Origin of the sequence: Pseudodesulfovibrio sp. 7M6 (genome assembly GCF_050058625.1) — a bacterium.
In the GTDB taxonomy this organism is placed as follows: Bacteria; Desulfobacterota; Desulfovibrionia; order Desulfovibrionales; family Desulfovibrionaceae; genus Pseudodesulfovibrio; species Pseudodesulfovibrio salinus.
Map to the genome: position 1 here is coordinate 3,609,803 of NZ_CP188816.1, position 20,101 is coordinate 3,629,903.

General features: G+C 60.0%; 13 protein-coding genes. 7 read left to right on the forward strand and 6 right to left on the reverse strand.

From position 1 onward, the window contains the following. Positions 1–188 precede the first annotated feature (188 nt). From ACI0FG_RS16880 to ACI0FG_RS16900, 5 genes are all read left to right on the forward strand, one after another. The gene (locus ACI0FG_RS16880; RefSeq protein WP_419786176.1) at positions 189–1,271 is read left to right on the forward strand and encodes an AbrB family transcriptional regulator; all 1,083 of its coding nucleotides are present in this window, start codon (positions 189–191) and stop codon (positions 1,269–1,271) included. Between the two features lie 269 nt (positions 1,272–1,540). Then, on the forward strand, positions 1,541–2,728 hold the full coding sequence (locus tag ACI0FG_RS16885) for an efflux RND transporter periplasmic adaptor subunit (protein ID WP_419786177.1): 1,188 nt from the start codon (positions 1,541–1,543) through the stop codon (positions 2,726–2,728). After that, on the forward strand, positions 2,725–5,823 hold the full coding sequence (locus ACI0FG_RS16890) for an efflux RND transporter permease subunit (protein WP_419786178.1): 3,099 nt from the start codon (positions 2,725–2,727) through the stop codon (positions 5,821–5,823). The genes ACI0FG_RS16885 and ACI0FG_RS16890 overlap by 4 nt, the downstream gene beginning before the upstream one ends. A gap of 81 nt (positions 5,824–5,904) precedes the next feature. Next, positions 5,905–6,852 (forward strand): permease, encoded by a 948-nt coding sequence (locus ACI0FG_RS16895; RefSeq protein ID WP_419786179.1) that lies wholly within the window; start codon positions 5,905–5,907, stop codon positions 6,850–6,852. 1 nt (position 6,853) lies between these two features. Then, positions 6,854–7,642: a hypothetical protein gene (locus tag ACI0FG_RS16900; protein ID WP_419786180.1), complete on the forward strand. Its 789-nt coding sequence runs from the start codon at positions 6,854–6,856 to the stop codon at positions 7,640–7,642. An 85-nt stretch (positions 7,643–7,727) separates the two neighbouring features. Here the strand turns inward: ACI0FG_RS16900 and ACI0FG_RS16905 are convergent, their stop codons facing one another. Then, on the reverse strand, positions 7,728–8,270 hold the full coding sequence (locus ACI0FG_RS16905) for an AAA family ATPase (protein ID WP_419786181.1): 543 nt from the start codon (positions 8,268–8,270) through the stop codon (positions 7,728–7,730). 630 nt (positions 8,271–8,900) lie between these two features. Here ACI0FG_RS16905 and ACI0FG_RS16910 point away from each other — a divergent pair. Next, a complete protein-coding gene (locus ACI0FG_RS16910; protein WP_419786182.1) occupies positions 8,901–11,333 on the forward strand; it encodes a PAS domain S-box protein in 2,433 nt (810 codons plus the stop codon). Next, positions 11,330–12,388, forward strand: a complete 1,059-nt coding sequence (locus tag ACI0FG_RS16915; protein ID WP_419786183.1) for an HD domain-containing phosphohydrolase — start codon at positions 11,330–11,332, stop codon at positions 12,386–12,388. Before ACI0FG_RS16910 ends, ACI0FG_RS16915 begins: the two co-directional genes overlap by 4 nt. Before the next feature lie 2,399 nt (positions 12,389–14,787). On the opposite strand, the gene murI is transcribed toward ACI0FG_RS16915, so the two are convergent. The 5 genes from murI to ACI0FG_RS16940 all read right to left on the reverse strand — a co-directional run bounded on the left by murI (position 14,788) and on the right by ACI0FG_RS16940 (position 20,073). After that, complete coding sequence (gene murI / locus ACI0FG_RS16920) at positions 14,788–15,627, reverse strand: glutamate racemase (RefSeq protein WP_419786184.1); 840 nt, start codon at positions 15,625–15,627, stop codon at positions 14,788–14,790. Positions 15,628–15,703: 76 nt separating this feature from the next. Then, positions 15,704–16,978, reverse strand: coding sequence for an EAL and HDOD domain-containing protein (locus ACI0FG_RS16925; protein ID WP_419786185.1), 1,275 nt, complete (start codon positions 16,976–16,978; stop codon positions 15,704–15,706). Between the two features lie 61 nt (positions 16,979–17,039). Beyond that, positions 17,040–17,942 carry a hypothetical protein gene (locus tag ACI0FG_RS16930; RefSeq protein ID WP_419786186.1) on the reverse strand — a complete coding sequence of 301 codons (903 nt, stop codon included), beginning with the start codon at positions 17,940–17,942 and terminating at the stop codon, positions 17,040–17,042. Between the two features lie 17 nt (positions 17,943–17,959). Next, positions 17,960–19,198, reverse strand: coding sequence for an HD domain-containing phosphohydrolase (locus ACI0FG_RS16935; protein ID WP_419786187.1), 1,239 nt, complete (start codon positions 19,196–19,198; stop codon positions 17,960–17,962). Positions 19,199–19,278: 80 nt separating this feature from the next. Next, positions 19,279–20,073, reverse strand: a complete 795-nt coding sequence (locus ACI0FG_RS16940) for an HAD hydrolase family protein (RefSeq protein ID WP_419786188.1) — start codon at positions 20,071–20,073, stop codon at positions 19,279–19,281. Positions 20,074–20,101: the final 28 nt, after the last annotated feature.

A 20,101-nucleotide genomic window follows, 5' to 3' on the forward strand; every position in this document is an offset into this window, starting at 1 on the left:
GCTCCCCGAAGTCGCAAAATCTATTGGGATGGAGGGCTACTGACAACTTTGTCACGGATAGTTGAACAATCGTGACTCATTTGACCTGACCGTGTGCAAAAACGAATCGACGGTGCTGCGGACTGTACATTCTCGGCCAAGACTCGTAGGGTGCCGCCACCGCCGCCAAGATGGACAGGAATCACCGCATGAAAAATTTCTCCACCCGAGTCGGCCCGTGGGCCCTCCTCACTCTGGCTTCGGGCCTGCTCTCCGCGTTAATCCACTGGGTCGGGCTGCCGGCCGCCGCCCTGCTGGGACCGATGATCGCCGGTGTCTTCTTCGCCCTGCGAGGTGAGGCCCTTGCCGTGCCCCGGTGGGCTTTTGTCCTGGCCCAGGCCGTGCTCGGCACCCTGGTGGCCCGGTCCGTTACCCCTTCCGTTTTTCACATCTTTCTCGAAGACTGGCCGGTCTTGGCCCTGGCCATCGCAACCATCTTCCTGTCCGGGTCGCTGATGGGCTTTCTGCTCATGCTTAGGGGCACCCTGCCCGGTTCCACAGCGGCCTGGGGGTCATCCCCGGGCGGCGCAACGGTCATGACCGCCCTGGCCGAGGCGCACGGCGCGGATATCCGCATGGTCGCCTTCATGCAGTATCTACGGCTCTTTGTCGTGGTGCTCACCGCGTCCGGCGTATCCCACCTGCTGCTGGGGCAGAGCGGTGTCGCCGTCACAGGTCCGCAGTGGGACATAGGGCTGTCCGCCCCGGTCGTGCCCTTATTGGAGACCGTGGCGCTCGTGGCGGGCGGCGCGGCCATTGCCTCGCGCCTTTCCTTCCCCTCCGCCCCCCTGCTGGTGCCCATGGGCATCGGCCTGCTCCTCAATTCCACGGGGGTAGTCGAGCTGACCCTGCCCAACTGGCTGGTGGTCTGCACCTATTTCGTGCTCGGCTGGTACATCGGCCTGCGCTTCACCACCCCCATAGTTCGCTACGCCGTCCGTGTGGTTCCCCAAGTACTGGTGGGGGTTATCGGGCTGATTCTGCTTTGCTGCTGTGCGGCCTGGATGCTCCACGCCTGGGCCGGGACGGACTGGCTGACCGCCTACCTCGCCACCAGCCCCGGCGGACTGGACACGATCATAGCCATCGCCCTGAGCAGCCGGTGCGACATCCCCTTTGTCCTGTGCCTGCAAACCATCCGGCTCTTTGCCGTCATCCTCCTCAGCCCCATGGTGGCCCAGCGCATCAGCCGCATCAGCGAACGCCGGGGAAAGGGAAAGCCCCTGCCCTGACCCCGTGTATCCGGTTTCATACCGACTTTGCTTGACAGCCATATACCTTTCCGGGACTATCGGTCAGATTTTTCCAGGCGGACCTTGCGTCATCACCAATGGATAAAACGGCCGCGTCCTCCCGCAGGAGGAGCACGGTTTCTTTGAGGAGGGCCCATGCCCCGGATAGCGAGTCGATATCGGCACCCGGCCGATTCCGGCCCCCACGGCCCGCTCTGTGACGCTCCCGCCGTCACCTTCCTCCCGCCCTTCCGGCGCAGGACCCGCCCATGATCCCACTCTTCCCCAACAGGGCCAGCCTCCCGGCGGCCATCATTATGCTTGCCCTTCTCCTGCTTTCCGCCTGCGGCGGCGAAAAGACCAAGGCGAAAAAGGAACGCATCGTCCCGGTGACCGTGGCCAAGGTCCAGCGCGAGGACGTGCCCTATGAACTCTCTGCCGTGGGCAACGTCACCCCTCTGGCCACAGTGGAAATCAAACCCCGTGTGGGCGGGGGTATTGTGGAGCAGCTGGTGCAGAACGGCCAGGAAGTTAAGCAGGGCGACCTGCTCTTCCGCATCGATTCCCGCCCCTTTGACCTGGCCATCAAGGAAGCCCAGGCAAAGCTGGAACGGGACCGCGCCCACCTGACCAAGGCGCGCCAGGACCTCAAGCGCTCCTCCAAGCTCCGCCAGCTCAACGTGGTGGCCCAGGAGCAGTACGACAACACGTATGCCGAATCCACCTCGCTGGAAAACACCATCCGCCTCAACGAGGCCACCCTGGAACGGGCACAGCTGGACCGCGAATACGCGATGATCACCGCCCCCATCTCCGGTCGGGTGGGCATCGTCCAGGTCAACGTGGGCAACGTCATCAAGGCCAACGATGACCGCACTCTCTGCGTCATCAATCAGATCAGGCCCATCAACATCAGCTTTTCCCTGCCCGAGCGCTACTTGGGCGAGGTTATGGTCCAGCAGGCAAAGAGCCCCCTGCACGTGGAGATTTCGCCCCCAGGCACGGATGCCAAAGCCGTGGCCGCCATCTCCGCCGTGGACAACGCCGTGGACACCGCCACCGGCACCATCCGGCTGGTAGCCACCTATCCCAACGACGACGACCGTTTCTGGCCCGGCCAGTTCGCCCGGGTCCGCCTTATCCTGCGCGTCATCAAGGATGCGCTCCTGGTTCCCACCAGGGCCGTGCTTCAGGGGTTGGAGGGTTCCTATGTCTATGTGGTCGCGCCCGACCCGGACGGCAAGGGCGGCACGGTTCGGCCGCGAAACGTCAAGACCGCCCACATCGTCGGGCTGCGTACGGTGATAACCGAGGGCCTGGAGCAGAATGAATTCGTGGTTCTGGACGGCCAGCTCGGCCTGAGCCCCGGGGCCAGGGTGAGCATCAGACAGAGTACGCAGGGAGGTTCCGCCCAGGCCGGAACAGCCGCATCCAAGACCGCAGGCAAGGCCCAATGAACCCGTCCGCCCTGTTTGTTCGCCGCCCGGTCATGACCACCCTGCTCATGGCCGCCATCCTTGTGTTCGGCGTCATGGCCTACCTGCGTCTGCCGGTTTCCGCCCTGCCCAGCGTGGATTTCCCGACCATCGAGGTCCAGGCCCAGCTCTCGGGCGCCAACCCGGAAACCATGGCCTCCTCCGTGGCCACCCCGCTGGAAAAGCAGTTCTCCACCATCGCCGGGCTGGACTCCATGACCTCCATCAGCAACCTCGGCACCACCCGCATCACCCTCCAGTTCAACCTGGAACGCAACATCGATGATGCCGCGCTGGACGTGCAGTCCGCCATCACCACGGCCCTGCGCAAGCTGCCGGACGACATGACCTCCACCCCAAGCTTCCGCAAGGTCAATCCGGCGGACTCGCCCATCCTCTACCTCGCCCTCTCCTCGCCCACCATGCGCCTCTCGGACGTCAACGAGTACGCCGAAAATTTCATGGCCCAGCGCATCTCCATGGTCAACGGAGTGGCCCAGGTCATGGTCTACGGCTCCCAGAAGTACGCGGTGCGCATCCAGCTCGACCCCGAACGGCTCGCCTCCATGGAAATGGGCGTGGACGAGGTGGCCGAGGCCGTGCGCACGGGCAACGTCAACCTGCCGGTGGGCACCGTGGCCGGGCCGGTGCGCGAATATATCGTCCGCTCCAACGGCAAGCTGATGAATGCGGAGGACTACAAGCCCCTTGTGGTGTCCTGGCGCAACGGATCGCCCGTGCGCCTCTCGGACGTGGCCGACGTGTTCGACTCCGTGGAGCAGATCCGCCGCCGAAACTGGTACAACGGCACGCCCGGCATGGTCCTGGCCATCCAGCGCCAGCCCGGCACCAACACCGTGCAGGTGGTGGACGCGGTGCGCTCCCTGCTCCCCTCATTCCAGGCCCAGCTGCCAGCCGCGGTCAAGCTCAACGTGCTTTATGACCGCTCCGAGTCCATCAAGGCATCGGTGGAGGACGTGCAGTTCACCCTGCTGCTCACCGTCTGCCTGGTCATCATGGTCATCTTTCTCTTCCTGCGGAAGGTCTCGGCCACGGTCATTCCCAGCCTCGCCCTGCCCATGTCGGTCATCGGCACCTTTGCGGTCATGTACCTCTGCGGGTTCAGCCTAAACAACATCACCCTCATGGCCCTCACCCTGTCCGTGGGCTTCGTGGTGGACGACGCCATCGTCATGCTGGAAAACATCGTCCGCCATGCCGAGATGGGCAAGACCGTGCTTGAGGCCGTGCTGGACGGCTCGCGCGAGATCGCCTTCACCATCATCTCCATGACCATTTCGCTGGCCGCCGTGTTTCTGCCCGTGCTCTTCATGGGCGGCATCGTGGGCAGGCTGTTCCACGAGTTCGCGGTAACCATCTGTGCGGCCATCCTCATCTCCGGGCTGGTCTCCCTGACCCTCACGCCCATGCTCTGCCACCTCATCCTGCGCGACAAAAAGCAGGAGGAAAAGCAACCGGGCCGCGTCTCCGCCGCCTTCGAGCGCGGATTCGAAGCACTGCGCGCCTTTTACGCCCGTACACTGGACCTGACCATCCGCCACCACCGGCTAACCATGATCGCCTCCCTGATCATCCTCGTGCTCACCGTGATCCTGTTCAGGGACATTCCCAAGGGATTTCTGCCCAGCGAGGATACCGGGCGGCTCATGGCCACAAGCGAAGCGGAACAGGGCGTGCCCTTCAACACCATGATCGAGCGCCAGAAGCGGCTGGCCGCCATAGCCGAAAAAGACCCTGCCGTGAACGGCTACATGTCCGTGGTGGGCGGCGGCGGACCGAACCGGGGCAGCAACTCCGGACGGCTCATGCTCACCCTGAAGCCGCTTGGCGAACGCGAGAGCGCGGACGTGGTCCTGCAACGGCTGCGCAAGGAACTTTCCCAGGTGCCGGGGTTGCGGGCCTATCTTTCCAACCCGCCCGCCATCCGCATCGGCGGCCGCAGCTCCAAGGGGCAGTACCAATACACCCTCCAGAGCCCGGACACCGCCGTGCTCTTCCGCGCGGCGAACGAGATGGAAAAGCGCATGGCCGAGCTGCCCTCCCTGCAGGACGTGACCTCGGACATGGAATTCAAGAACCCGGAACTGAACATCAACATCGACCGCGACAAGGCGTCCGCCCTGGGCGTCAGCGCCTACCAGGTGGAGGACGCCCTCTCCACCTCCTTCGGCAACCGCAAGGTATCGAGCATCTACGCGCCCACAGACACCTACGACGTGGTCATGGAGCTGGCCCCGCGCTATCAGGCCAATCCGGCCGCGCTGGCCATGCTCTCGGTGCGCTCCCGCTCAGGCAAACTCGTCCGGCTGGAGACCTTGGCCAACTGGGAGCTGGGCGTTGGTCCCCTCTCCATCAACCACTCGGGGCAGCTGCCCTCGGCCACCATCTCCTTCAACCTGCCACCCGACACGTCGCTGGGCTCGGCCGTGACCCAGGTGGAGGCCCTGGCCCGCGAGGTCGTGCCCCCCTCGGTCAGCACCGGGTTCCAGGGCGAGGCCCAGGCCTTCCAGGACTCCATGCGCGGCCTGTGGCTGCTGCTGGTCATGGCCATCCTGGTCATCTATCTGGTGCTGGGCGTGCTCTACGAGAGCTTCATCCACCCCCTGACCATTCTTTCCGGCCTGCCCAGCGCGGGCGTGGGCGCGCTGGCCACCCTCATGCTCTTCGGCCAGGACCTGAACATCTACGGATTCGTGGGCATCATCATGCTCATAGGCATCGTCAAGAAGAACGCGATCATGATGATCGACTTCGCGGTGGAGGCCGAGCGGGACAAGCACATATCCGCGGCCGATGCCATCCGCGAGGGTGCGCTCATCCGTTTCCGGCCCATCATGATGACCACCATGGCCGCGCTCATGGGCACCCTGCCCATCGCCCTCGGTTTCGGCGCGGGCGCGGAGGCCCGCCGTCCCCTCGGGCTGGCCGTTGTCGGCGGCCTCGTGGTCTCCCAGCTGCTGACGCTCTACTTCACCCCGGTCTACTACATGTATCTGGATGCGGCCCAGGTGCGGCTGCGGAAGCTGCTGGGCAAAACCGCCACGGACGCGGCATAGTCGGGCGGTGGTTGTGGCCCGGGCCGGTTTGGGCTAGGCTTCCGGCCATGCCCGCAACCCTTTCCCCCGCATAGCAACACAATGCAGGAACTCGTCATCTTCGCCACAACCGCCTCGGCCATCGTGCTGGAGGCCGCCCCGTTCCTGCTGCTCGGCTCGCTCATCGGCGCGCTCATCGAGGTGCTGGTGTCCGAGCAGGCCCTGTTGCGGCTCATTCCGAAAAACGGCTTGGGACAAGTGGCGGTGGGCGTTTTCGCCGGGATGCTCCTGCCCACCTGCGAGTGCGGCATCGTGCCCGTTGCCCGGCGGCTGCTGCTCAAGAACGTGCCGCCCCGCGCGGCCATTCCCTATATGATGGCCGCGCCCGTGGTGAACCCGGTGGTCATTGCCTCCACCCTCTTCGCCTTCCAGGGCGACCTCAAAATCACCGCCCTGCGCCTGCTCCTGGTGCTCATCCCGGCCGTGGCCCTCGGCCTGGCCCTGGGTGACGCCTCGGCCGCCGACATTCTGCGCCAGCGTCCCGCTGATCTCAAAAAATACAACGAGGCGGAAGCCGCGCACCTGCCCCTCGATCACGATCATGGCCCGGGCTGCGCCTGCGGCTGCTCCGGCCACCACAGCCACGGCAACAAGTGGCTGGCCATATTGCGCCACACCGCCACGGAATTCCTCTCCATGGCCCGGTTCCTGGTCTTTGGCGGCATCGTGGCCGCAGCCTTCAAGACCTTTTTGCCGCCGGAAATCCTGGCCGCCTTCACCGGGTCACCGGCCCTGGCCATCGCCGGGCTCATGCTGCTGGCCGTGCTCCTGTCCATCTGCTCCGAGGCCGACGCCTTTGTGGCCGCGTCCTTCACCGCCTTCCCGGTCATGGCCAAGGTCGCCTTCCTCTCCGTGGGGGCCATGGTGGACCTCAAACTGATACCCCTCTTTTTCGCTGTATTTCGCCGCCGCGTGGCTTTGGCCCTGGTCCTGGTGCCCATTGTCGCGGTCTATGCCGTGGGGGTGACCCTGGCCATGGGAGGGTTCTGACGTGGGCACGCTCCTGCGCCTCCTCGAAGCCCTCCTGCTCACCGGCATGGGCGCGTTCATGGTCTGGCTCTCCGGCTCGTCCATCTACTGGCAGCTGCTCAACCCGCGCTATTCCTGGCTCACCCTGACCGCCGGGGCCATATTCGTTCTGCTTGGAATAGCCCATCTCTTCCACGCGGGTTGTAAAGGGCGTGTGGCCCAACTCCTTTCCATAGCGATATTTCTGGGCCTCACCGGTATGGCCGTGCTTGGCCCGGACACCTTTACCCCGCCGTCCCCACCCCCCGGAGGCGGCTACACCGGCGGCAGCCTTACCCGTTCCTACGACGACGAGGCCCCACCGCCCCAGCCAGCCATCACCGTGGACGGTGTGACCTACACCCGCCTGAACCTCGCCGAACTGCTGGCCGGGGAAGACGGCGGCTGGACCAGGGAAAACGAACGCTACGCCGTGCAAGGGACTGTGCTGCGCTCTCCCGAGCTGGACAAGGCGGGCTACATCGCCGTAGTCCGGCTCTACGTCTACTGCTGCTTTGCCGATGCCGTGGGCGTGGTCGCGCTGGTGGCAGTGGATGACCCCACAGGCTACCGGCAAGGCACCTGGGTCCGCGTGCTCGGCACCCTCACCCGAGGCGCGCCCTTCCCCGGCCAGACCTTCAACGTCACGGGCGCGTTTTCCACTGCCCGAAGCGATACCTACGTGATCACCGCCGATCAGGTAAAGGAAACAGCCATTGAAGGCGTCCCCTTCATTCTGGATATCAACCGGGAACCGCCCTTTGCCTATTAAAACGCGTTAGCCGGATGGCCCGCATAGTGTTGACTCCCATCTATCGGAATTTTCCTGATAAGAACCGGAACCGACGCCGGGGTTGTCATCCCAAATTTTGGCCTAATCCCCGCAGAATGAACTGGACTCTTTCGGCAACGGGCAACAAAGGAACCAGGATTGGCGTGTATCCAAAATCGCCATAGGCCTGCCGCATTGCGACATATGTTCGTTGCGCTTCGGCAAAGTCCTGCCTCCGCTCTGCGTCGTTTGTGAAAATGTCCTTCCAGGGCGGGAAAATGAACACGCCGTGATAACATCGTGAAGAACAACTGGACAGGAGCGCCTCGCTAGCTTCGAGGCCTTCAAGGAGTGAATAGCCATACGTGTCTATAATTCCCCGATCGAAAAAAACGACCTCGGAAGAATGTTGAAAAAATTCATAAGCCCGGATTTCCGCATCCAGCATCCTGTCCCGGAACGCCAGTTTGTCTTGCCATGGCAAAGCATGACCAGACTGCTTGAGTTCTTGTTGGATAATTTTTCGTCCCTTTTCTTCCGAGCACTTGTGGCCGAGCTGTTTCAGCCCTTCGAGGACAGTACTTTTCCCAGAACCGGGGCCTCCGGTGAGCACAATATATTCTGCCATTATTGAATGAGCTCCTGTCGTACTTTTTCAGACTGTTGGGGCTTGCGAAACCAAAACAGCGTTCAAGTCCTGTTTTGAGACGCAACGCAAAAGGGGAAAGAATGACGGAGGAAAAAGATGTGAAAAAGCGGCTTCGGTGAAAAAGCTGCAAAGGTCGCCCGAGCGGGCCCGAAACACAATGGGGGGAACAACTAAATCAAAGCACAAATGCGGCAGATCTGCAACGCTCCGAAGACGGAATTCTTCAGGCATACAATCATGGAAATTCGAAATCAGCCCTTGGCAAAAATAACCGCATCCGTCCAAAAGGTGCGCCCGATACCAGGGCAGGATACAGTGATTCCACCTGTCATACAGAAAGCGCCAACAGCTTGGCCTCGACTACTCATTCACAATATTTATAAATAATTTTAACGAGGTACCTAATCATTGACAGGCAAAAGCGGTTCGGGCAGACAAATATAGTAACTGGTATGATGGGTGTGGACATGCGTGGAGCCCACCATACCTACCGGGAAAGTACAGGAAAACATCCCCTTCAGGCATTGGAGGAGAGTTCGATGCGTATTTTTTCCCGGATGTCCGGGCGTATTTCACAAGCCCGGGCAGCGTAACGATCAGGCGGTATCAATGAAGTCTTTGCAGGATATGTCAAGGGATGAGCTGATCAGCGAGCTGGAATCGCGCCATGAACTCGGAAACATATGCGATTCCCGATACGAACTGACTGTCGAAGCATCCAACGACGGCGTGTGGGAATGGAATATCCTCACCGACGACATATACTTCTCGCCACGCAATTTCACCATGTTGGGCTACCCCCCGACAGGATTCGGCACCAAGGCCAATGCTTGGCGTTTTCTGATCCATCCGGATGACCTGAGCCAGGTCCTGGACATGATGAACAGGCACATGAAACGTGGCGAACCCTTCTCGCTCCGGTACCGGGTCAAGACTGCCGACGGCTCATGGCGCTGGATTCTTTCCCGGGGCCACATCGTGGAACAGGACGAGAAAGGCCACCCCGTCCGCATCATCGGCACGCATGTGGATATTCACGACCAGATCATACTCTCCGAACGCCTGCGCATAATGAACGAGGAACTGACGGTTCTAAACACCCTGGGCCGTGCCGTTGCCTCCAATCTTTCCCAGGAAGCGACTGTGGACGCGGCGCTGGACAATCTCCGTCAGATTGTCGAGTGCGACATCGTGCTGCTCTACCTGCTCAAGGACGACGTCATCGTCAATATGGGCATCCGCTCCAATATCCAGGTCAACAGGGCTCCCTTTGAACAGCAGTCACGGCTCGACGAAACCCTTTGCGGACTGGCTGTGAAAACCCGCTCCCCCGCGTTCTCGCTGGCGGAAGAAAAAGGCCGCAGCTACATGCGGCAGGAGTGGCGCGATACAGGCATCCGCTCCTATGCGGCCATCCCCCTTGTGGCCGGCGACGAGGTGTTCGGCGTCATCGGCATCGGCTCCCGCGATAAAATAGACTACTCCAAGCGCGAGTCCTTCCTCAGTTCCGTAGCCTCGGTGGTGGCGACAGGACTGGCGAACGCCCGACTGTACGAGAAGGTCCGCCGCCATTCCGAAAACCTGGAGAGTCAGGTGGAGGAACGGACCAAGGATCTAGCCAAGCTTTCCAACGCCATAGAGCGGGCATCCACCGCCATTCTCATCACCGACAAGCGGGGCAAGATCGAGTATGTGAACCCCTACTTTTCCAAGCTCACGGGCTATTCACGAGGGGAAGTGATAGGCAGGAACCCGCGCATCCTCAAGTCCGGACGGCACGACAACAAATTCTACCACCGCATGTGGAAACGGCTGCTGAACGGCAAGATATGGCGCGGTGAAATCTGCAACCGGCGCAAGGACGGGTCCGAGTATTGGGAACGGGCGTCCATCTCCCCCCTCATCGGCCCGGACGGCACGCCGACGCACTTCGTCGCCGTTACCGAGGATGTTACCCAGCGGCGCAGACGGGAACAGGACCTGCTCGTCCTTTCCAAAGCCATCAAGAATTCCTCTTCCTCGGTCATCGTTACGGACAAAAAGGGTGACATCATCTACGTCAATCCGAGCTTTACCCATCTCACGGGCTATTCCCATGAAGATGCCGTGGGGCACAATCCCAAGATCCTCAAGTCCGGCCTGCACGAACCCGCTTTTTACGAGGACCTGTGGAAGACCATTTCCGGGGGCATGTCCTGGTCCGGCGAGATTCTCAACCGGCGCAAGGACGGCACCCGCTTCTGGATGGCCGCCCGCATCTCCCCCGTGTACGACCGGCATGGCGAAATAACCCATTATGTGGGCGTGCAGAACGATATTTCCCAAAAAAAGGAGCTGGAACAGCTCAAGGGCGACGTGGACCGGATCATGCGCCACGACCTCAAGACGCCGCTCAACGCCATCATTGGCTTCCCCGCCCTTATCGAAATGGAGGGCAACCTCACCGAAGACCAGCTGGAACTGACCCGGGCCATTACCAGGGCGGCTACCAAGATGCTGCGCATGATCGATCTCTCCCTGGACTTCTTCAAGATGGAGACCGGGCAGTACGAATATTACCCCACCCGGGTCGATCTGGCGGCCTGCCTGCGGGAACTTATGGTGGAGTTCAAGTCCAAGCTCAGTGCCAAGCGGCAAACGCTTGTTGTTACGTTCGACGGCAAGCCGGTCGGCGAAAGACAGCAGTTCTGGATTCAATCCGAGGAAAGCCTCATTTACTCCCTGCTCTCCAACCTGCTCTCCAATGCCATAGAGGCCTCACCCAACGGCGAGGAAATCCTGGTAACGGTTGACTGCTCGGAGGGGTGTCATATATCCATTGCCAACACCGGCGTGGTTCCCCATCCCATTCGCCAGACCTTTTTCCAAAAATACAAGACTTACGGCAAACGATCGGGAACCGGTCTGGGCACCTATTCCGCAAAATTGCTGGCCGACGCCATGGGATACGAAGTCCGCATGAAGACTTCGGACAAGGAAAATCGAACGATTCTCCACCTCAACATTCCTGCAAACAGTTGCGCCGGTTTGGAGATGCCATGAACAAAGCAGCCAAGATTCTCATCGTCGACGACGAGCCGCATAACCTCCTGTTGCTGAAGCGCCACCTCACCCTCATGGGATATGAAGTGGTCAGCGCCGAAAACGCGATCACCGCCATGGAGATGCTTGATCGGTCACTGGATCTCATCCTCTCCGACGTCATGATGCCGGAGATGAACGGCTTTGAATTCGTGCGCGCCATCCGGGAAAATACCGAGGTCCAAAACATTCCGGTCATCATGGTGACCACGCTTTCCGAAAAGAACGACCGCCTCCAGGCCGTGGAGGCCGGGGCCAACGACTTCATCACCAAGCCGGTGGATGCAGTGGAGCTGCGCGTGCGCGTGCGCTCCATGCTGCGGCTCAAGGAACAGCAGGACGATCTGCTCCGCTTTGAAGGCGAACTGAACCAGATGGTTGAGGAACGCACCATGGAGCTGCACCAGGCCCTGAAGCGGATGAAGAAATCCCACCAGGATACCATCGTTTATCTGGCCGCCGCAGCCGAATACAAGGACGAAGAAACCGGGGCGCACATTCAGCGCATGAGCAATTATTGCGCGATCATCGCAAAGGGCCTCGGCCTGGATGATGAAGACGTAGAGCTGATTCTCCGGAGTAGCCCCATGCACGATCTGGGCAAGATCGGTATTCCTGATCACATTCTGCTCAAGCCGGGCAAGCTCGATCCCGACGAGTGGGAGATCATGAAAACCCACACCGAGATCGGCGCGGAGATTCTGGGCGCGGGCGATTCCGACTACGTGAACATGGGCGCGATCATCGCCCTCTCCCACCACGAAAAGTGGGACGGTTCCGGCTATCCCTCCGGCCTGTCGGGCGAAGATATCCCCATTGCGGGGCGTATCTGCACCGTGGCCGATGTATTCGACGCCCTGCTCAGCAAGCGGCCCTACAAGAAGGCCTTCTCGCTGGAGAAAGCCCTTGAAATCATGGCCGAAGGCCGGGGCACCCATTTCGACCCCCAAGTGTATGACGTTTTTCTCAAGTCGCTGGATGAAATTCTGGAGATTAGGGACCACTACACGGATTAGGCCACAGGCCGTTTCTGCCGGGCAAGCCCGGAAACCACACTCTCTTTCACTTTGCGGTTGCCGCGCGCCTATCTTTAATCAACCGTAACCATAAAACATCTGTATATTCAGTATGTTCTACTGACGACCACAACTGACAATGATGTGGCTGGTTTCGCCTTTGACAGGTTGGCATTCGCAAAGAGGCACTCAGCTGTCCTGTTGAATTAAGAGAGAAGCAGAAGAGAATGGCGGAAAGGCCGAAATGGAGCCGCCTCCGGCGGGATTCACTACAGAGGGTTTCGCACCCTAAAGGTGCGAGTTACTTTTGGACCAGAGCGCCCAAAAGTAACCAAAAAGTGCTCTTGGGGTGCCATGCCCAGCGCCCCGGTGACGGGCAAAGAATCTGATCCAAACGGCCTGCGCTCCTGCGGCCCAAGGCGGGAAGCAGAAAACCGCCGGGCTGCAAAGATTCGCTGCGGCCGTTTGGTCAGCTTCTAAGCCGCGTCCCCACAGGGCTTCCACTAAGTAGCTTGGCTATGCGCCACTGAGGCAAGCAGAAACCTGAACATCCGCACAAGAAGGTCCTGAAGAAAAACTTCCGGTCCCAAAACATCTTCCAACTAACTCGGTCGAGACCAGCCCTGTGTTTCGGCGGTTAGCAGCCGACCAAGCGGGTAAGGCGGCTCCTGTAAGCCACCCGGACGGATGGCCGCAGCCTCGACCTGCTCGCGGAGAAACGGGACTATACTTTTTCTGAGATGGAGCCGTCCCGCTTGGATCGGATGCTTCCGGCGAAACACGCAGGCGGCCAAGTTACCCGCAAGGGCCTTTTTTCGTTCTTTTTTGGCCCAGCAAAAAAGAACCGCCGCCCGCGCAGGGCATGGAGGGGACTTTGAAGCCGAACGGCTTCAAACCCGGCTCTCTGCTTCTGGAGAAAAGACAAATCAGAATAAAAAGACAAAAGGCAGAAGCAGAAGTGGAGCCGCCTCCGGCGGGATTCACTTTAGAGTGTTTCGCACCCTAAAGGTGCGAGTTACTTTTGGACCAGAGCGCCCAAAAGTAACCAAAAAGCGCTCTTGGGGGGCCATGCCCATCGCCCCGGTGACGAGCAAAGAATCTGATCCAAACGGCCTGCGCTCCCGCGTCCCAAGGCGGGGATCAGAAAACCGCCGGGCCGCGAAGATTCGCTTCGGCCGTTTGGTCAGCTTCTAAGACGCGTCCCAGCAGGGCTTCTTCGAAGCAGCTTGGCTATGCGCCGCTGCGGCAAGCAGAAGTCTGAATATCCGCAAAAGAAGGTTCTGAAGACAACCGCCCGGTCCCGAAATGCGTTGCTGTTAATTCGCTGATACCAGCCCTGTGTTTCGGCGGTTAGCAGCCGACCAAGCGGGTAAGGCGGCTCCTGTAAGCCACCAGGACGGATGGCAGCAGCCTCGGTCTGTTCGCGAAGAAACAGTACTATACTTTTCATTGGATGGAGCCGTCACGCTTGGATCGGATGCTTCCGGCGAAACACGTAGGCGGTAAGGCTACTCGCAAGGGCCTTTTTTCGTTCTTTTTTGGCCCAGCAAAAAAGAACCGCCGCCCGCGCAGGGCATTGGAGGGCTTTTGAAGCCGAATGGCTTCAAACCCGGCTCTCTGCTTCTGGAGAAAAGACAAATCAGAATAAAAAGACAAAAGGCAGAAGCAAAAGTGGAGCCGCCTCCGGCGGGATTCACTATAGAGTGTTTCGCACCCTAAAGGTGCGAGTTACTTTTGGACCAGAGCGCCCAAAAGTAACCAAAAAGCGCTCTTGGGGTACCATGTCCACCGCCCCGGTGACGGGCAAAGAATCTGATCCAAACGGCCTGCGCTCCCGCGTCCCATGGCGGGAAGCCCAAAACAGCCGGGCCGCAAAAATTCGCTCCGACCGTTTGGTCAGCTTCTAAGCCACGTCCCCGCAGGGCTTCTTCGAAGCAGCTTGGCTATGCGCCGCTGCGGCAAGCAGGCACCCGAACATCCGCACAAGAAGGTCCTGAAGAAAAACTTCCGGTTCCAAAACATCTTCCAACTAACTAGGTCGAGACCAGCCCTGTGTTTCGGCGGTTAGCAGCCGACCAAGCGGGTAAGGCGGCTCCCGTAAGCCACCCGGACGGATGGCGGCAGCCTCGGTCTGATCGCGGAGAAACGGAACTATACTTTTCACTGGATGGAGCCGTCCCGCTTGGATCGGATGCTTCCGGCAAAACACGTCGGCGGCCAAGTTACCCGCAAGGGCCTTTTTTCGTTCTTTTTTGGCCCAGCAAAAAAGAACCGCCGCCCGCGCAGGGCATTGGAGGACTTTTGAAGCCGAAGGGCTTCAAACCCGGCTCTCCTCTTCCTCCTCCACCCAAACAACAGGCTACTGCTGGCCTTTCCCTCCCGCAATGCGGGAATCCCCCCTACAAGTCCACCAACTCGACCTGCGCCTCTGTGACCGGCGTACCCAGAAACCGGCTGCCGGTCCTGGCAAATCTCGGCACATCGTCGGTGGTCAGATAGCGGGTCTGCCCGCAGTCCCCTCCGCTGCGCCGCAGTCCCTGCTTGTCCAGGGCCTCAAACACCGTCCGCGCCGTGGTCGCGGCGGAATCGACAATGGTGGTGGCTGCCGGGACAACAGCCCGGATGGCCGGGGCCAGCAACGGAAAATGGGTGCACCCCAAGACGAGGGTATCCGGGGCTTCGGGGTGCTCTTCTCCCGAGGCGGGATGAAAAATGGGGTCGAGATAGCGGCGGGCGACACCTTCGGGTACTTCGCCTTCGACCCACCCTTCTTCGGCCAGAGGGACAAAAAGCGGACACGGGTGGCCCATGACCCTGGCATTGGGTTCCATGGCGTGTATGGCGCGCTGGTAGGCTCCTCCGGCTATGGTGGACTCGGTGGCGATGACTGCAATGGCCTTGTTGCGCGTGGCCCGGCAGGCGGCTTGCGCGCCCGGCTCCACCACGCCGATGACCGGAATACCGGGATACGCCTCGCGCAACGGCCCGATGGCCACGGCCGAGGCGGTATTGCAGGCCACAACCAGCAGCTTGATATCGCGACGGATGAGCTCCGCCGAGCACTGCACGGCATAGCGGGCAACGGTCTGGGCCGACTTGGTGCCATAGGGCAACCGGGCCGTATCGCCGAGATAGACGACATCCTCGCAGGGCATACGCTCGCGGAGCGCCTTGAGTACGGTAAGTCCGCCCACGCCGGAATCAAACATTCCGATGGGCCGTTTTGCTCTATCTTCCATGTATGCTGGCTCCTTGCGGGGCGAGTTTGTCCTCGGGCGGGCGGGATGGCAACCGTTTTCTATCGAAAGGGCGGCCTCAGTCCGCAGCCCCGTCATCACGGCCCGAAGCGATCATATGCTGCGCCCAAACCCTTGTTTTGGCATAGACATCATCCGCTTCGGCAGGATCAATCCCCAGATTCTCCAACCGGTAGGTCACGGCATCCCAATCTCCTTGCTCATAGCACTGAGCCAAATCCAGAAGGTCGTGGATACCACTGCCGCCGCGCAGGGCCCGAACAATTGCATCGTCCAGGGGCAGGCTCTGAAGCACGTCCTTCATATCCACACCGAGCATGGCGTCCAGCAGGGAAAACAGGCCTGTGATAAAAAGAGTGTCCGGCACGCATTCATACGACTTGGACGAAAGACTGCACACCGATTCCAGGAACTTGGCCCTGTGGACCGACATGAAGGCAAGTTCACCGCCGGTAGGCGCGGTGTTGAGATCGGCCATCAGCGCAGTGCGAAGCCACTGCTTGGCCTGGAGCATCCCCATCATGTCGATGGCCCGCTTGAGGGACTGGACTTTCTGGCGCAGGCCGAACCCCACGGAATTGATGTAGCGGAAGAGGCGGTAGCTCAGGTTGGGATCGGATTGAAGAATTTCAGCCAGCCGCTTCGGTTCAAAGTTCTCACTGGAAAGCTCGTTGAGCAACTGAAGCTTCGATATCTCGCTGGCGGAGAGCTTTTTGCCGGGTATTACCTCCGGCCTACTGAAAAAGAATCCCTGGAACAGATCAAAGCCGAGATCCCGAAGGAACTCGAATGTCTGGTTGTCCTCAACCTTTTCCGCCAGGAGTTGCAGTCCGTTGCGTACAGGCAACTTGTCCACCGCCTGACGCACGCGGCCGGGGTCTGATTCAAGCTCCAGGATATCTATTTTGACGATATCGGCCAGTTCCAGAAACGGCAGCAGTGAGGGCTGACCGAAGAAATCGTCCACGGCAATGATATATCCCGCGTCCTTGAGCCTGCGGGCCGCCCCCAGGGCCTCTTCCGAGGGGTTGACGTCCTCCAGTATCTCGATGACGCAGGAGTCTTTGGGCAGAGCAAATCCAACGTCTTCAATCAGCAGCTTTTCAGGGAAATTGATCAGAATCCGTAAGCCTGAAGAAATGCCCTCCGTGGCCAGCGCCAAACCGTCCGCGATGACCGAGGCGGTAGCCTGCGCGCCGTCGGCAACCATGGCTGTCTTGTCCGCCTGGGCCGCACGGAACAGCAGCTCGTACCCCCAAAGAGTGGAATCGGGGTGAAAAACTGGCTGGCGTGCAATGAAAATCGCTTCGCCGGAAGGGATTTGTTGCGTCATGGTTCAAGCTTAACCCGTTTCAGCCAGCCAAAACAATCAAAAACATATTTTCATTGCATGACTACAGGAGCTGATGCAGGGACATGCTGTGGCGACGCAATGCCTTTTGAAACAGTTCCAGATCATCGCCGCACTCGGCCAAAATGGAATCCAGATAGTTCAGATTGCGGCGTATGGCCTGGACATAAAGGTCCTCGTCCACATTCCACCGATCCTTGAAATACGCTTTCATGTACCGGTCCACCGAGCCGAATTCTTTATCCAGCCGGGGCCGGGCCACATCCTGATAAAAATTCCGGGTCTTGGACAACAGGTCGAAGGCACTGTTGTACCCCGGCAATTGCGCTTCCTTGAATTCCTCGAAGAGCAGCAGCAGCTTTTCCAGGTAATAACGGTCCGCAATCTGGGCCAGCAGGTCCGCAGTGCCCAAAAAGTGGCCCATAAGGCGCATATCATCAGTACGGAAGGCGATCTTTGATGGTGACATGCGCAGGATGGTGCAGCGAATACAGTCCGCGATGTCCTCTATTTCTTCCTCCGGCAGGCTGCCTTCCAGGTTCTGCCGCATGAACTGGATGGACCGCTCCTCGTGGCCCACTGTGTACTTTGCCCCGGTCCCCTCGGTGTCACCACAGGTCTGGATGAGCCCGACGTCATGGTAGAGCGCGGCCAGCAGTCCCTTGGCCGCATCCTCCTCCACAAAGAGATTCCCCGCTGCCATGGCACCGTGAATGAGCCGGACATCGGCCAGGACAACGGAGCAGGTATGCTCGAAGTCGTGGTATTTGGTATTGCTCGCCTGATAGCCGGGGTACATACCGGAAAACAGCTTCTTCACGTCATGGAATGAACGGTGGAACAGGGAGGGTTTGTAATCGGGGAAAAATTCCCGCAAGGTCTTGTCCACCTCGCGCAGCACACATTCCGCGTCGGCCGGGTCCGCCAGGTCGTAGAGCTTTTTCATTTCCATTCCCATACGTTCTAGCCCGCCCAGTTTTCGGCGTACTTTCCCTGGATCGCCTTGATAACGTCGAATATCTCCACAAAAATCTCAACGATCTCAGGATCGAAATGGGTTCCGGCATCGCACTGCAGGATATCGAGACACTTCTCTTCCGAAAAAGGCTCCTTATAGGATCGCGGCGAGGACAGGGCGTCATACACGTCGGCCACGGCGCAGATGCGGGCCGCGAGCGGAATGTCCTCTCCTGTCCTCGGCTTGCAGCCCATCTTGACGTCTTCGTCCCAGACCTCTTCGTACGGCACGCCGGGATAGCCTGGAATGGCCCACTTCTCGTGATGGCACAGGGCTATCTCCATGCTCATGTGGTCCAGCTCCGATGTCAGGTTGGTGAAGAGCCGCGCCCCGAAGATGGTGTGCATCTTGATGACGTCGAACTCCTCGGCCGTCAGCTTGCCGGGTTTCTTGAGAATGGCATCCGGGATGCCGACCTTGCCCACGTCGTGAAGCATGGCGGCCAGTCGCAGATTATCGCGCACCCTCTTTATGTCCTTGGCCGAATGACCGCGCCGCGCCGCCCACGTACCGTAAATTTCCGCACAGTAGGCCCCCACGCGCTGGACGTGCATACCTGTCTCGGTCGGGTCGCGCAGCTCGGCCATTTTCATCATGCGCAGGATCAGCTCCCGGTTCATGATGCCGCGTTCAATGGCTACGGAAGCGTTGTTGCAAAACAGGGGAATGTAGGTTCTCGCCTCCACGTCAAAAGGAACGACTCTTCCCTCCTCGGTTCGGGCGTTTATCAGCTGCATGACGCCCACCAGACGACTCTCCTGGGCGATGAGCGGAATGGTCAGCATACTGGTGGTGCGGTAGCCGGATTTCTCGTCAAAAGACTTGTTGAAGGAGAATGGCAGGGTCGGGTCCAGCTCGTAGGCGTCGTCTATGATCAACATCTGACGGCTCTTGGCCACATAGCCGACAATGGAGTTTTCGCTGATGGGCACCGCGAAATTCTGATACAGGGCCGCATTGGCCCCTTCGCCCTTGAAGAGCGTCTCATTCTGGACAAAGCTGAAGAGCAGGTTCTCGCCCTCCACAAGAAAAATGGAGCCTGCGTCCGCATTGGCGAACCGTCTCGACTCAAAGAGAATCTTGTCGAGAATGGCATCCACATCCTTGAGCTGGTTGACCTCGTCCGCAGTCCTGAGAATTTTCAGTACCGGGCTTTCAGGTTCCAGACATTGCTCTTCCAACATGTCGATCTCCCTTTTTATTGCTTCCTCATATCGCTTAATTCAAGGGCAAAGGCAACTCTGCCCGGAAAAGGGGAAAAGATTCAGCGGCGCCGTCCGGCCGCCAGCACGTCGTAAAGTTCACGAATGACGCCATGCCCTCCAGCGGCCTCGGTCACGTAGTCGGCCAGCGCCAGAATCTCGGCATGGGCATCCGCGGGAGCGACCTTGAACCCCGCCAACCCCATGGCATCGCGGTCATTGACGTCATTGCCCACATAGAGCACGTCCGACAGGCTGACGAAACGCTCGGCGGCCAGGGCGATGAGCACCGACGCCTTGTCGCCCACCCCATGCGTGCAGGGCAGGCCTATCTTTTCCGCCCTGGCCCGCACCACGGGATTGACCTCCGTACTCAGGATGCACTGCTCCACGCCCAGGCTGCGGATCATGCCCACAGCCAGCCCGTCCGACCGGTTGGCGGCAACGGATTCCCGCCCGTCCTGATCCACGATAACCCGGTTGTCGGTCATGACCCCGTCAAAGTCGTAAACCGCCAGCCGAACCCTGTTCGCCTCGGACAGGCCGCGCTGCCGGAGCATTATCAACTCCCCGTCCGGTCCGACATAGAGTGGCGTGTCGCCCAACAGCTTTTCGGCCCTGGCCCCTCCGCCCGAAACAATGGCCTCGGCCGCCCGATCCGTATCCGCCACTTCGACCGTGACGGCAACGCACCCGCCCGTCGGTCCGTCAGGAACGTGGAGCAGGCGCAGGGACTGTCCATACGGCCCCACGAGCAGGGTGTTCCAAGCCAGAGAAAAGCCAAGGGCTTCTTCGTAGAATCGGGCGGAACGTTCCCTGTCGCAAACCAGAAGCGTGACGGTGGGATGAACGGGCATTGAGGACTCCTTTGCTTGGATATAGGAG

Excerpts from the sequence above, each read along its gene's own strand:
- ACI0FG_RS16880 (WP_419786176.1), top strand. The coding sequence starts at position 189 with ATGAAAAATTTCTCCACCCGAGTCGGCCCGTGGGCCCTCCTCACTCTG.
- ACI0FG_RS16885 (WP_419786177.1), top strand. The coding sequence starts at position 1,541 with ATGATCCCACTCTTCCCCAACAGGGCCAGCCTCCCGGCGGCCATCATT.
- ACI0FG_RS16890 (WP_419786178.1), top strand. The coding sequence starts at position 2,725 with ATGAACCCGTCCGCCCTGTTTGTTCGCCGCCCGGTCATGACCACCCTG.
- ACI0FG_RS16895 (WP_419786179.1), top strand. The coding sequence starts at position 5,905 with ATGCAGGAACTCGTCATCTTCGCCACAACCGCCTCGGCCATCGTGCTG.
- ACI0FG_RS16905 (WP_419786181.1), bottom strand. The coding sequence starts at position 8,270 with ATGGCAGAATATATTGTGCTCACCGGAGGCCCCGGTTCTGGGAAAAGT.
- ACI0FG_RS16910 (WP_419786182.1), top strand. The coding sequence starts at position 8,901 with ATGAAGTCTTTGCAGGATATGTCAAGGGATGAGCTGATCAGCGAGCTG.
- ACI0FG_RS16915 (WP_419786183.1), top strand. The coding sequence starts at position 11,330 with ATGAACAAAGCAGCCAAGATTCTCATCGTCGACGACGAGCCGCATAAC.
- murI (WP_419786184.1), bottom strand. The coding sequence starts at position 15,627 with ATGGAAGATAGAGCAAAACGGCCCATCGGAATGTTTGATTCCGGCGTG.
- ACI0FG_RS16925 (WP_419786185.1), bottom strand. The coding sequence starts at position 16,978 with ATGACGCAACAAATCCCTTCCGGCGAAGCGATTTTCATTGCACGCCAG.
- ACI0FG_RS16930 (WP_419786186.1), bottom strand. The coding sequence starts at position 17,942 with ATGAAAAAGCTCTACGACCTGGCGGACCCGGCCGACGCGGAATGTGTG.
- ACI0FG_RS16935 (WP_419786187.1), bottom strand. The coding sequence starts at position 19,198 with ATGTTGGAAGAGCAATGTCTGGAACCTGAAAGCCCGGTACTGAAAATT.
- ACI0FG_RS16940 (WP_419786188.1), bottom strand. The coding sequence starts at position 20,073 with ATGCCCGTTCATCCCACCGTCACGCTTCTGGTTTGCGACAGGGAACGT.